General features: G+C 56.4%; 11 protein-coding genes and 1 pseudogene. 8 read left to right on the top strand and 4 right to left on the bottom strand.

All coding sequences use genetic code 11. The annotated features are described in order from the left end of the window. The first annotated feature begins 494 nt into the window (after positions 1 to 494). Positions 495 to 1,358 (top strand): isocitrate lyase/phosphoenolpyruvate mutase family protein, encoded by an 864-nt coding sequence (locus GA0061101_RS31520; protein ID WP_240535520.1) that lies wholly within the window; start codon positions 495 to 497, stop codon positions 1,356 to 1,358. Between the two features lie 77 nt (positions 1,359 to 1,435). Further along, a pseudogene (locus tag GA0061101_RS40445) lies at positions 1,436 to 1,583 on the top strand (SOS response-associated peptidase); the annotation flags it as partial. A 76-nt stretch (positions 1,584 to 1,659) separates the two neighbouring features. Here the strand turns inward: GA0061101_RS40445 and GA0061101_RS31510 are convergent. Continuing rightward, on the bottom strand, positions 1,660 to 2,538 hold the full coding sequence (locus tag GA0061101_RS31510) for an amino acid kinase family protein (RefSeq protein WP_245297614.1): 879 nt from the start codon (positions 2,536 to 2,538) through the stop codon (positions 1,660 to 1,662). A 56-nt stretch (positions 2,539 to 2,594) separates the two neighbouring features. Here GA0061101_RS31510 and GA0061101_RS31505 point away from each other — a divergent pair, with 56 nt between their 5' ends. From GA0061101_RS31505 to GA0061101_RS31485, 5 genes are all read left to right on the top strand, one after another. Beyond that, on the top strand, positions 2,595 to 3,794 hold the full coding sequence (locus GA0061101_RS31505; RefSeq protein WP_028755414.1) for an IS256 family transposase: 1,200 nt from the start codon (positions 2,595 to 2,597) through the stop codon (positions 3,792 to 3,794). A 967-nt stretch (positions 3,795 to 4,761) separates the two neighbouring features. Then, a complete protein-coding gene (locus tag GA0061101_RS31500) occupies positions 4,762 to 5,328 on the top strand; it encodes a nuclear transport factor 2 family protein (RefSeq protein ID WP_004126081.1) in 567 nt (188 codons plus the stop codon). 115 nt (positions 5,329 to 5,443) lie between these two features. Next, on the top strand, positions 5,444 to 6,946 hold the full coding sequence (locus GA0061101_RS31495) for an SDR family oxidoreductase (RefSeq protein ID WP_004126084.1): 1,503 nt from the start codon (positions 5,444 to 5,446) through the stop codon (positions 6,944 to 6,946). Between the two features lie 246 nt (positions 6,947 to 7,192). Beyond that, positions 7,193 to 8,248, top strand: a complete 1,056-nt coding sequence (locus GA0061101_RS31490; protein ID WP_004126087.1) for an LLM class flavin-dependent oxidoreductase — start codon at positions 7,193 to 7,195, stop codon at positions 8,246 to 8,248. A gap of 213 nt (positions 8,249 to 8,461) precedes the next feature. Further along, positions 8,462 to 9,283, top strand: a complete 822-nt coding sequence (locus GA0061101_RS31485; RefSeq protein ID WP_004126090.1) for an IS5-like element ISRtr3 family transposase — start codon at positions 8,462 to 8,464, stop codon at positions 9,281 to 9,283. A 50-nt stretch (positions 9,284 to 9,333) separates the two neighbouring features. Here the strand turns inward: GA0061101_RS31485 and GA0061101_RS31480 are convergent, their stop codons facing one another. Beyond that, entirely contained in the window at positions 9,334 to 10,716 is a 1,383-nt protein-coding gene (locus GA0061101_RS31480) for an IS701 family transposase (protein WP_004126092.1), read from the bottom strand. A 327-nt stretch (positions 10,717 to 11,043) separates the two neighbouring features. On the opposite strand from GA0061101_RS31480, the gene GA0061101_RS31475 reads away from it, so the two are divergent. After that, a complete protein-coding gene (locus GA0061101_RS31475) occupies positions 11,044 to 11,295 on the top strand; it encodes a hypothetical protein (protein ID WP_120764172.1) in 252 nt (83 codons plus the stop codon). A gap of 743 nt (positions 11,296 to 12,038) precedes the next feature. Here the strand turns inward: GA0061101_RS31475 and GA0061101_RS31465 are convergent. Together GA0061101_RS31465 and GA0061101_RS31460 are read right to left on the bottom strand one after the other, a co-directional pair. After that, positions 12,039 to 12,356, bottom strand: a complete 318-nt coding sequence (locus GA0061101_RS31465; protein WP_004119995.1) for an integration host factor subunit beta — start codon at positions 12,354 to 12,356, stop codon at positions 12,039 to 12,041. Between the two features lie 546 nt (positions 12,357 to 12,902). Beyond that, on the bottom strand, positions 12,903 to 13,133 hold a 231-nt coding region (locus tag GA0061101_RS31460), incomplete at its 5' end, for a transposase (protein ID WP_208865046.1).

Genomic DNA, 13,133 nt, shown 5'->3' with positions numbered 1-13,133 from the left:
CGGCAAGCGTCCGATGTTCGCAAAAGACGGAACCGTTTCGGATAGTCATGTCAGATCCTTGAACGAGCACCGCCGGCAGGCTTTGACGTGGCCGCCGTGCTCGCGTTCTTAGGCATAGCGATTTGCCGAGACAGCTCTTCTCATTGCACCGACTGATGTGCCGCTGTTGTTGCTCTCGATCATATCCAGATCGGGACGTGCGCCACCCTCCAGCTCTTCGGCAAGGCGCCCGCGTGTCCGGTCGCAATGAGATTAAAAGTTCGTGCCGTGTCATCGCTATTGAATGATTAGGTTCTCCCTCGCGGGGTCATTCGCCAACCTTTTGATGTGCGAAACGGGACAAGAATGTCGGGAGACCGACGATTGGATTACAAGGCCTGGCCGCCGGCCGGGGCAAGTCGTGCAGTGCGGCCGCCCGCGCTCATCCGGCATGCAACTTGCGTCTTTGATTGTTCGCTGCGCTTGGAACTTTCCGATTTTTGATGGAGCATGACATGGATCAAAAGGTTTTCGTTCCAAAGAGCATCGGGGCGATTGAGGATCCGACGAAATCGCTCCGCGATCTGATTTCCTCCCCAGACCTGACGCACCTGATGGGAGCGCATGATGGGCTTTCCGCGGCGGTCGCCATGCAGGCGGGCTTCAAGGCCATTTGGGCGTCTGGCCCGTGCATTTCGAAGAGCCTCGGCTATCGCGACGTCAAGGAGGCAAGCTGGACACATTTGATAGAGGTGATGGAACGAATGGCGGACGCCAGCGGCCTGCCGATCCTCGCTGACGGTGATTCCGGCTTCGGGAACATGAATGGCGCGCGGTTAATGACAGCAAGGCTCTTGCAGCATGGTGCCTCTGGTGTGTGCATCGATGATAAGAGCTTCCCGAAAATGAATTCCTCTGTCGGCAATCGTCCTCCGCTGGACGATATCGAAAAGTTTTCCGGCCGCCTAAAGGCGATTAAGGATGCCACGGGAAACGACCTCGTGCTTGTCGCTCGCACCGAAGCCTTGATCGCCGGTTACGGTCTCAAGGCGGCACTATTGCGCGCGGACGCCTACGCGAACGCCGGCGCCGATGCAATCCTGATCCACTCGGGGGAAGCGAAGACGCACGAGGTTCTCACCTTTGCGAAGCAATGGAAACGGCTTCCTATCATGATTGCGCCTTCGAATTACTATCGCACAGTCATTTCAGCGCATCATGAGGCTGGCATCTCGAATGTCGTCTGGGTCAACCATGCGATGCGTGCAGCGATTGCAGGTATGCGGGCCGCGTACAACTGGATCATCGCCGAAGCAAGCGCCGGGCCGATTGGGCAGGAGGTCGCGAAGCTCGACGACGGACCCGCTGCGTTATGGTGAACCGTCTTCGGCGAAAATCGGTATCTCTCTGCGCGCGTGATTAGCATTTGTAAGCTGAAGCGGTCAGCCTCGGTACGGTGTCTGCGGAGCCCGATCCGGACGACTTAATGAGACACTTTCCCGCCGAGCTGATGACAATGTGGCCGATCGGCAAGGATGTGGGCTTTGAATGACCGCCCCGATATCATCGAGCCTATCGAGGATGCGGAGCCGCCGTCACTGTGATCGGTGACGAGATTTTGAAAGAACGTGCCGCAGAAAGGTACCACGATCGTCCGTTTGAAGTCGGCATTATCGTTAACTAAGCAGAACATGATGGGACCCTTTCATTTGTGGTGATGTAGGTCGCTCTCACATGCTTTCCCTCGGTCCAATCACGCAGCCGGTTTGGATGGGTGCCGTTGATAACGACCCCCGCAGCACCCCGCAATGACATGAAATGAGCTGCACAAGCATCGACTGACGCATGACCAAGCTCGGCAAGATCGTGGGCATCTATTTCCTCGATCAACGCCCCCGGATCGTGAGTTGCCGCATTGCGATAGACGCCGTCTACATCGGTCAGAATTGCCAGTAGCGGAGCATTGGTTACCCACGCAATCCACGCCGCCACAGCGTTAGACGTTATGTCCAAACTCCATTCGACCGAATCCGTTGTGAAGAGCATGCGCGAGGCAAGCAGAACCGGAATTTTGCCAACCTTTGCCAGGCTCCGACATTCGCTCAACGTTGCAGACGGAACAAGTTTCGAAGAGAAGGCACGATTCGCCAGCAAATATCCTGTCTCATCTTGGACAAGAGCGCACGCGTGATGGGTCATCACCGATGGGGGAGGATATAGGTCTTCAACACGCTCAATCGCCTTGTCGTTTAAGTCTCCGCCAGGAACGACCAAAATTCGATGTCCACGCTCGACCAAGCGCTCGAGTTCGGCGACAGCCGTCCTAAAAACCGACAGATCATGCATGAGGCTTCCGTGGAACTTGACAACTATTGAAAAGCCGCATGGGGGAAGACTTTGGGTGAACATGCCTGAACCTCGCCCTGCCACTGTGAAGGCGCCATGTAGGTTTTGCGGGCTTCTCGATGTCAGATGGAGAACTGAGACCTTCTGAAAAGCCGCAGCGTACAACTGCAGATGACGTCCCGAGAAGTGGTGTAGCAGGATAGCGGTGGTCATCGGCTTTTTCCGGTAGGGTTGGGTTGTTCAAGCACAACCTGATGGAAAGACCACCGATGACCAATGACATGATGGACCTCCGCTCGCTTGTTGAGAAGAGCGCTGATGCGGATTTGCTGCGCGAGATGATTGGCTTTGCCGCCGAGAAGTTGATGGAGCTAGAGGTTGGCACGAAGACCGGTGCGGCCTACGGCGAGAAGAATGACTTTCGACTTGCTCAGCGTAACGGCTATCGCGACCGCGACTGGGAGACCCGAGCTGGCACCGTCGAACTTCGGATTCCAAAGCTGCGCACCGGCAGCTATTTCCCGAGCTTTCTGGAGCCGCGCCGCATGGCCGAGAAGGCTCTGACCGCCGTGATCCAGGAGGCTTACATCCAGGGCGTCTCGACCCGCTCGGTGGACGATCTGGTCAAGGCGATGGGCATGAGTGGCATCTCCAAGAGCCAGGTCTCGCGGCTTTGTGAGGAGATCGATGATAAGGTCAAAGCCTTCCTTGAACGTCCGATCGAAGGCGACTGGCCCTATCTTTGGATCGATGCGACCTACCTCAAAGTCCGGCGTGGCGGACGCATCGTCTCCGTCGCTGTCATCATCGCCGTCGGTGTCAACACCGATGGTCGTCGCGAGGTACTCGGTATGGAAATCGGCACCTCTGAGGCCGAGCCAATCTGGACGGAGTTCCTGCGCAAACTCACCCGGCGCGGTCTGCGCGGCGTCAAGCTCGCCGTCTCCGATGCGCATGAAGGCATCAAGGCGGCCGTCTCCAAAGTCCTTTCCGCCACTTGGCAAAGATGTCGAGTTCACTTCATGCGCAATGCCCTGGCTCATGCCGGCAAGAGTGGCCGACGCGTGGTCTCAGCCTTCATTGCAACGGCCTTTGCCCAAGACACCCCGGAAGCCGCCAGCCAACAGTGGCGCAATGTCGCCGATCAGATCAGGCCGAAAGTGCCGAAACTTGCTGGTCTCATGGACAACGCCGAGGAAGATGTCCTCGCCTACATGACCTTTCCCAAGCAGCACTGGACCAAGCTTCACAGCACGAACCCGATTGAGCGATTGAATGGAGAAATCAAGCGAAGGACCGAGGTCGTCGGCATCTTTCCAAACGACGATGCCATCGTCAGGCTCGTCGGCGCTTTGCTTCTGGAGCAAAATGATGAGTGGGCTGTTCAGCGCTCGCGGTACATGACACTGGAAACCATCGCGACAATGAGCGATGATCCGCTCATCAACTTGCCTGCTGCGGCAAGCTGACCCGTTCCCGGCCCTGTCCGGAAAGCTCGACGATCGACCGAGCTACACCACTCCCTGGGACATCATCCAACTGCATCCGTTCAACGCCATTTGGGAGAGCAAGCTCGATTACGTTGAACCTAATGTCGAGAAGTTTCGTCGCGTTTGAAAAGTCGCTCTTCCTCCATTTCTCCGCAATTCTTCACCGAACGATGTTGGAGACGTCTCGAACGTGCTACGGCTCTTTGTCCGGGATGCTCAAGCTGACGGGCCTTTCATTTAGCTGTAGGCCTACATGATCCAGTGTTCCACGCAGCGACCAACGAGAGAAATATGTCTCGGCGGCTCTCACTGCGTCGCAACAACCTCAAAAACCATGCCAACTTTGCAGAGCGAGCCCGCGAAAAGTTTTCTCAATGTTTCCTACCGACTTAGGGCTGAAGATAGCGAACACCTCAGAGGCGGCGTCGTGAAGATTCAAACGCACACACTGTCCAATTCGTCAGATAACCGACACGGGTTTTGTTAAGTCAATTTCTCGCCGTCCCACGCTAAACATTTGAAATTGACGAACGAAACCATTCCGTCCGGCGACACGGGTCGCGTTGGCGTGAGATTTGAATGGGATGGGTGCTGGAATGGCGATGCTGACCTGTAAACGATTATTCGATCCGGTCGGCAGGAGAAAAGGCGGACCGTATCAAATCGTCCAATCGGATTTTGTCAAAGAAGAGAACAATGGAAGCCAAAAGAGCGAACGGTCTGACGTGCCATATTCCCGACAACTTTAAGCCGCGGCTGAGCGAACTTACGGACGTCGAACCAAACGACGGTTTGACAGATGAGAAGCATATTGGCGGGCCGCCCCGTGCCAGGTGCAAAGTGTAGCATCTCCTCGATGATCCGCCGGCTCCGAATATCCTGGCGCCGTTGCGGCGTCGCTCAATGTACGAATGCCTCTTCCCATCTTGAAATTAGCGACAAAGCGATGCGCCACGAACAAATTACCGAATTACTTGATCGGGAGGCGATCCGTGATTGTCTTTATCGATACTGTCGCGGGATAGATCGGGCAGACGAGGCGGCGCTGCGCAGTGCGTACTGGCCGGATGCGCATGACAATCACGGCGCTTATTCGGGCTCGGCAGAGGGGTTCATAGAGTTCGCGCGCGGTGTCTTCAAGACCGAACAGCGCAACATCCATCAGATCACGAACATTCTGATCGAGTTCATCGACCCGGCGGAGGCTGCCGTCGAGAGTTACTTCACTGCGCTGCAACGCGGACCGGACGGGGCAAGGACACTACGTCAGGTTCTCTTGTGCGGCCGTTATTGCGATCTGTTTCAGAAAAGGGAAGGTGAGTGGCGCATCGCCGAGCGGACTGTCGTCTACGATTGGTTCGAGGAACAGCCCGCGCCAGTGACCTCCGAGACGGAGCGTTTCGGTCTCCGGCAGCCGATCGGGGCATCATATCCAATCGATCCGGTCTATGCGCTCTTGAACCGTCGTTTTCTTCAGAAACGTGAAGGCCACATGGCGAAAACGCCTCGGTGATGAGCGGTTTCAGATCTTCGTCGGCGGCGAAATGGAAACGTGACCTTTCTGTCTACCGCCATGTCGGGATGGTTGTCCGGAAAAAAGGTCCGGGAAACGGTCAGGAGAATTCCTCATGAGAAAGCAACGCGTCGTCATCATTACAGGCGCTGCAGGCGGGATCGGCCGCGCACTCGTCGACGCTCATCTCAATGTCGGGGACATTGTTGTTGCCGCGGACCTCCCGGACAGCGGTGTGCTTGAACTGGCTCGCGGTTTCGGCGCTGCGGATCTCGGACTTGAATTCGATGTCTCACGGGAAGAGGACATCCTTGTCCTTTATGAGCGGATCGACGCGCAGTTCGACCACATCGACGTTCTTGTCAATAACGCGGCGATGGGGCCCAGCATGGCCGCGACCACGCAGACCCCCATCGACGACTTCCGACGCGTATTGGCGGTAAATCTGATCGGGCCCTTCCTCATGGCTCGCGAAGCCGCACGGCGGATGCAGCCAGGTGCTGCGATTATCAACGTCGCCTCGATGGCCGGGATAATTGGCAATCCAAAACGCAACGCCTACGCTGCTTCGAAAGCGGGCCTTATCTCGATTACGAAGTCGCTCGCCTGCGAGTTGGCTTCACTTGGCATCCGCGTGATGGCAGTGGCGCCGGGCTATGTGCGAACGCCGATGGTCGCGCAATTGGAACACGCTGGCCAGACGAACTTAGAGGCGGTGCGCAGCCGTGTGCCGATGGGGCGCATGGCGCGTCCGGACGAAATTGCACGAGCCGTGCGGTTTCTCGCCAGCCCGGATGCGCACTGTATCAACGGCACGGTGCTGACAATTGATGGCGGGTGGATGTCCTTCAACCAGCCTGGCGACGCGCACCCGCGAGTAAGCGAAATACCACAAGCCGAACTTTCCCGTCCGCCACAATCAACCAATAAGCGGATTGTCCTCGTCACGGGCGGCGCGACCAGCATAGGCGCGGCCGTTGCTCGCCGCTTTGCAGCAAATGGCGATACCGTCGTACTTGCCGACATAAACGGCGCCGCGGCGGCGAAGTTCGCAAAATCCCTCGGCGGCGAGCACATTGGAAAATCCGTGGACATTGCAAGCGAAATGCAGGTGGTAGCACTGTTCGACGATTTGCGGGAGCGGTTCGGGGGGCTTGATGTCCTCGTCAACAGTGCCGCTTGGCCCGACAGTTGCAAGTCGGGAGTTGAGCAAACGCCTGCCGAGATCGCGCGCGTCATTGATGTCAACCTCACCGGTGCCTTCACCTGCGCGCGTGAGGCTATCAAAATGATGCGGCCCGACGGGGTAATCCTGAATATCGGATCCATCAACCGCTCCCTGACGATTGCCCAGCGCCATGCATATGGCGCATCAAAGGCGGGCTTGGAAATGCTGACCCGCTGCATGGCGGCCGAACTCGGGCCGGTTGGCATTCGGACTGCGACGATTGCTCTTGGCTTCATTCACACACCTGATAGCGCACAGAACGCGATCAGCCGCCGCAACCCAGCCCTTGGCGGGGGGCAGTTCGAAGGCATGGCAAACGCCGCGTTCTTCCTAGCTTCGCCAGATGCTTCATACATCAACGGATCGACCCTCTACGTCGGCGCCGGCTGACTTCGGACAATGTTGTATTCTACCCACGATCGGAAGCATTCACGGGAAATCGAAAACGACACTGTGTGCCAAACGGCATCCGGAGCGTCATCGAATTTGACAGTTTTAAGGAGCACTTGCGGCCGGGGAACGGCAAGCGATTTTGTTTCAAAGCCCCGAATATCAAAAAAGCCGATTGGATCAGTAGCCACGGATACATGCCCGCTGACCATTCGCGAATGGACCCAACGTGAATGAGGAAACGTTATGGAATTTGCGACCTTCATCCTTGCCTCCCAGCGGGGCTATCATCAATCGGCCGACAGAATCATCCGCAACTCAATCGAACAGGCAGTCCTTTCGGAGCAAGCTGGCTTCAACACCGCATGGTTTGCCGAACACCACTTCAACAACTATAGCCTCGTTCCATCGCCGTTGATGATGGTGGCCCATTGCGCCGGCCGGACGAACTCCATCCGCCTCGGCACTGGTGTTTGCGTATTGCCGCTTTATCAACCGCAGCGCCTGCTTTCCGAGATAGGTTTCGCCGATATCGTTTCGAGCGGCCGCCTGGAGCTTGGCGTCGGCTCTGGATATCAGCAGTTTGAGTTTGACCGCTTTGGTGTCGATATCGATGAGGCGCCCGCTGTCTTTTCGGAATATCTGGACGTCCTTCTCAAGGGCCTCACGCAAAAGATTTTTGAGCACAATGGCCAATATTTAAAGGTACCACCGACGGCGATTTCGGTGCGGACTATCCAGAAGCCGGCCCCCCCAATCTGGATCGCTACGGCGTCCGGATACAACATGGGCCGGGCCTATCGGGAAGGACACAATCTTTTCGTCACGGCATTCCACGATGGCTTGGGCGCTTTAAGCAAGCTTCGCGAGAGCGTCGAGAACGCGGCACTCGCAAAAGGTAAGGATGCCGCGGATGCCAAGATTTCGCTGTTGCGTTGTTGTTATGCCAGCGATAACGAAACGGAGATCAACAGCTATCTCGACAACGCCCGTTTCCAGCGCCGGCTATCGGAAGCGCTTCATCAGCGCCGCCAACAAACCGAGGACGGCTATCTTCTGCAGGAAACCCCGACCAAGCAGGACCTGTCGTTTCAGACGATGCGCGACAATCTACCAATCGGCAGTGTGAATCGGGTGATCGATCGCCTGCTCGAAGAGATCAGTGTGCTGAAGCCGTCCCAGATCGCAATTCACTGCCAATTGGGCGATTTCGATCATCAGGCGATGCTGCGGCAAATCGAACTCTGGGGAGACAAGATCATCCCGGCTGTCAACAAGTCGCTCGGTCATGCGCAGCCATGACCGGATAACCCCTTCCGAGATCACAGAGCAATTTTTGATGATGAACCGTCTGGATATCACTGAAGTCGGTCTCGGTTCACGGCGAACGGCCCTCGCTGACGATCCGGATCTCTGGCCAGAAGAGACGGCGATTTAGAGCCTGACCGAAAAAGAGTTGAGTGAAATCAGTCATTTGTGATTCTGTTTGTTTGCTTAGGACGAACGGAGACCACAATGGGTTGGACTGATTTCACCCGTCGGCAATATGCCCGACGCGCGAGTCGTTATGCAAGTGATCTGACGGACCGGGAGTGGGGGTTGATCTCGCCTTGCCTACCTGGGCCAAGGCGTTTGGGCAGGCCACGGAGAACCGATCTTCGCGAGGTCGTGAATGCGCTGCTTTATATTGCTTCGACGGGTTGTCAGTGGCGAATGCTGCCAAAGGACTTTCCACCGTTTACGACAGTTCAAGCCTATTTCTACGAATGGCGGGCAATGGGTTTATGGGGCCGGATCAACCATCGTCTTGTGATGGAGACGCGCGAGCTGGAAGGTCGGCAAGCCTCGCCGTCCGCTGGCGTGATCGACAGTCAGAGCGTGAAAACCACAGAAAGCGGCGGGATTTCGGGCTATGACGCCGGCAAGAAGCTCAAGGGGCGAAAGCGCCACATCATTGTCGACACGCTGGGGCTGATGGTCGGCCTGATAGTGCATGGCGCGGACATTCAGGACCGTGATGGGGCATTCGGTCTCCTGAAATCGATCCGCCACCGCTGGCCCTGGCTCCGACATGTTTTCGCCGATGGCGGCTATGCGGGCGACAAGCTGAAGGGGAGATTGGCGAAGTTCGGCCAGTGGACAATTGAAATCGTCAAGCGTTCCGACAAGGCCAAGGGCTTCACTGTCCTGCCGCGCCGCTGGGTGGTGGAACGGACCTTCGCCTGGCTCGGTCGTTGCCGTAGACTGGCCAAGGATTGGGAGAAAACGATCGCCTCCGCCGAGGCATGGATCACAATCGCCCACATCCGCATCCTTACACGGCGGCTCGCAAGATAAAGATATTGCTGAGGTCTTTTTGAGTCAGCCTCTTAGCTCGACTTTGTGCATTATGCGGCGAAGCAAAGCGCCTGCGCCATACGGACAAGTCGCCCTGGCGGTATTTTATGCATTTCCAGGTTTGACGGTGAGTGTCGATAAAGATCGTCGCTCCACAAAACGAGACGCACAGCGCCAATCGCATCTGTGAATGTCAGATCGGTTTTCCTGTACCATGCGGCGGCGTAAGGGCGCGTGCTTTGGCTGAGAACATCTCCCGCCCACAGCGTCACGAGACTATAGAGGGCCAGGAGCGAAGGTGTTGTGCGGATGATGGCGTTGCCATTCCACTGGCGCTGGGTCTCCACACCGAGATGGGCGCGTGTTTCGGCGAACGTCACTTCGATCTGCCAGCGCCGAACGAAATAGGCGATGATCTGGGTCGGCTCGAGCTCGGTATTGGTGCTCATAAACGCCTGCGGTTCGCGGCGGCCGGTCGGGTCTCGAACCAGGACCCAGCGAATTGGCCTTGGTGGGGTTCCCCGCCGATACCACAAGCCAGTGCCTGTCGTGATATCAAGGTGTTTATCGGTTTGTCTGCCATACCAGGTTGACGCGATGACGCGTTGCCAGACGGTCTTGGGATTGTTGAGGACCGCCTTGAGCTTGGGCAAGGGCATGCCTTTTTGTGCGGGCCGCCCGAGCGTATGTTCGTGTCGCGGATCTGGCGGGGTGAACAGACTGGCGTCGAGACGCAGGCGTGTGATGAGGGTGGCTCTGCCTGGTAGCGCTGCAGCCAATGTGTGGACAGCAAAACTGCTGTCGCCAACAAAGATGAGATCGCGTCCAGGCAGCCAGCGGCAAAGCTGCATCACGCCCTGTCTTGCCCAATCCGTCAGCAGTTTGTGCCTTCGTCCCCTCTTTTTGTCGTAGCGCTCTGAGGGGCATAAAAGCGTTAAGACTGGTAGGGCCTTGATGCATTTGGCCCATGGGACCGGGGCAAGAACCATGAAGCTCAACCAGCGCAAGCCGCTGGCTTTGACGAAGTGACCGTGACTGGAGCGCACTGGATCGCGATAAATGCCACGCGCGGCAATCTTTGGTCCCCATCGGCGTTCGATGGTGTCATCCATACCGATCACAATGGGACCATCGGGTACGAGGCTGGCGACAACGACCGATAACAGCCGCGAAGCCAACGTACGCGGGTTCCAACGCGCGCGATTGAGGAGCTGATGGTAGAGGGAAAAATTGCCAGCCTCGGCGCGGCCGGTGATCCGCAAACAGGACGTCACTGTTCGTTTGCCTGGAGACAGGATCGCACCCATCACCAGGACCAGGAGATGCTCCCAGCTGGGTGCCGTGAACCAGGGACGAAACGACGACAGCCACTGGCGAAGGATTTGCGGAACAGGATCACCCGACCCGACGCAGTTCTCATTATGATCGGTCATCCACCGGTTCGAATCCGGTCACGCGAAACAGGCAAGTCAGAGAGACTGCGGCGAATTGATTCACCCCGCTCAAATTGCCTCAAAATGAGAGTGCCGCGCGCGCCACGCTGCCAGTACGCGGAAGATCAGCGCCGCCGCTACAAACCCGAAACTCCAAAGAGATTTTGTACAAAGTCAAGCTGAGAGATCGCCGATGCAGCCGTGAATGAACTGCGCGTGTCTGAGCAGGCGTCGTTGCATTGAGGTCTCACCATATTGCGAAAATTCGGCAGACCGGCCAATTCGTCTTCTTTGATAACGATGTTCGATTAATGTCGCTCGGGAGACGTGACGGCCAGTGCATCATTCGGTACGGTGTCCGGCATCTTGATCGTCAGGCACAGGTTTATGGAGATCCATGCCATGCAAAGTTACTCGCTAGTTGAAGATGAAGATCATACCTACGCCGTCGTCGACGCTCGTTCCTTCGAAACAGTTGTGCGATCCGGTATCATACTTGAGCATCTGTCTCCGCAAGTAGCTGAAGGAATCATCCCGGTGCTTGAGGCGCTGGATCGCCACAGGGAAATGCCCAAGTGATCCACAGGGCAGGGCCGATCGGGCTTTGTTTTCCACCGCAATTGGCGAGACAATGGCGAGTCGTGGATATCCATCGCCAGATCTCGGTATATTCGAGGCCCATGGTGTTTGTCCTAGGGATGAGCACGGACAAGCATTATAGCAGGGCCGGCCAAGAGCGTCAGACCAATCAAGAGCGAAACAACGAACTTCAATATCTTGATACGCCGTGTTCTGGCGCCGTTCCAATCATATGCCACGTAGAACCTCGCGCGCGAAACAAAAAGGTCTGGGCTACAGATAATGGTTGCAAGCGGGACCGGCCAAGAGAAATCGACTTGGCCTTTCGTTGTAAGGCCAAGCGAAAAGACAAGGCAACGCCCGAATTTAAAGGCCGGAAAACAACCGAGCCAGCTTCAGGCTTGCCGTAATCCCCATTCCCTTTCGAATTCGTCCGTAAAATCGTTCGGCGGCTCCTTCATCGTTCGGGCGGGGGACTTTGGATCAGCGCTGATAGTCACTGGCGAGAGCTCTTTTGCCGACCTTTTGCCGTCTTCAATCTCAAGAGTATAGGAAATGGGTACGCCTGGAGTCAGATGAGGCAGCTTCGCCTTTATAGCTTCACTGAGATGCACGAAAATATCCGGGCCACCATCGTCAGTTTTATAAAGCCGTACTTCTTGTTCGCGTCAAACCATTTGACTTTCCTTGCCATAACCTTCCCCATGTTGGCTTTATTGGTTGGAGTGCGAGCGCTATCGCAGCTAACCTCTTGAAGCAATTCTTCGGGCATCGAGGTTGCTCGCGGCGTTCAGGCGATACTGTATGTCTTTTCCCGCCTTGAAAAAGGGAACCCACTTCTCCTCGACGAATATCGATGTGTTCGTCTTTGGGTTTCTGCCTGATTTCGACAAGCGATGGCGGACACTGAACGCGCCGAACCCTCTTAGCTCAACCCTGTCGCCACGCATCAGCGCTTCAGCCATTTCCTCGAGGATCGCATCAACGATCCTTTCCGCATCCTTCAAATGCAGAAAGGGTCTGCGATGAGCGACAATTTCGATAAGTTCGGATTTGATCATGTTCCAATCTCATGTACGGAAAACTTGACGTTCGTTAAAACAGGCAACCTAGCCGGTACCGGGCGGAACTGCGAAGCGGCACGGCACTTTGTCGAAAGTCCCTCTTGCGTGAGAATTTTGCAAGAGACGAAGCACCGTCATGGGCAGATATGCTTACTTGCTGCGAGCCTTGCAGGCGGATTTTCCCTACTGTGGCTATCGAGCGAGTGTGGGCAGACATCAGCCTGCACGTAGGCCCAGCCGTCCTCGCCAGAGCTTCTAGATGACCCACGATATGCACGCAGTCAGAAATGATGTGAACATATTAGCCTGACTGTCGTGACGAGTGCGCGGCGGAAGAAGCGCCATCGGTCATCGCGCTGAACATGTGGGCTGCGAGTGCCGTTGTACTGGAGTTTATCGCCCGTGCTTTTCCATTCCGTCATGATGGGACGGCAGCCATAGCAAGGAGTGTTTTCATGCTCGTGCGGCGAGGACCGCTGATCATGTCCCAGGACGTGGTGTAGCTTAGACGACCACGGCTCATCCCAGAGGGTCGGATGAGTATCAGCTTGCTGCTGGCAGGCTGATGAGCGGATCATCGCTCATTGTGGCGATTGTCTCAAGTGTCATGTAGCGGGATCGCTGGACGGCCCATTCATCGTTCTGTTCGAGCAGCAGCGCACCGACCAGGCGCACGATGGCGTCGTCGTTGGGGAAAATGCCGACGACCTCTGTGCGCCGCTTGATCTCACCGTTCAATCGCTCAATGGGGTTGGTCGAGTGAAGTTTGGCCCA

This window comes from Martinezella lusitana, from assembly GCF_900094565.1.
Classification (GTDB): domain Bacteria; phylum Pseudomonadota; class Alphaproteobacteria; order Rhizobiales; family Rhizobiaceae; genus Rhizobium; species Rhizobium lusitanum.
This window is presented reverse-complemented; position numbering and strand designations above follow the sequence as displayed.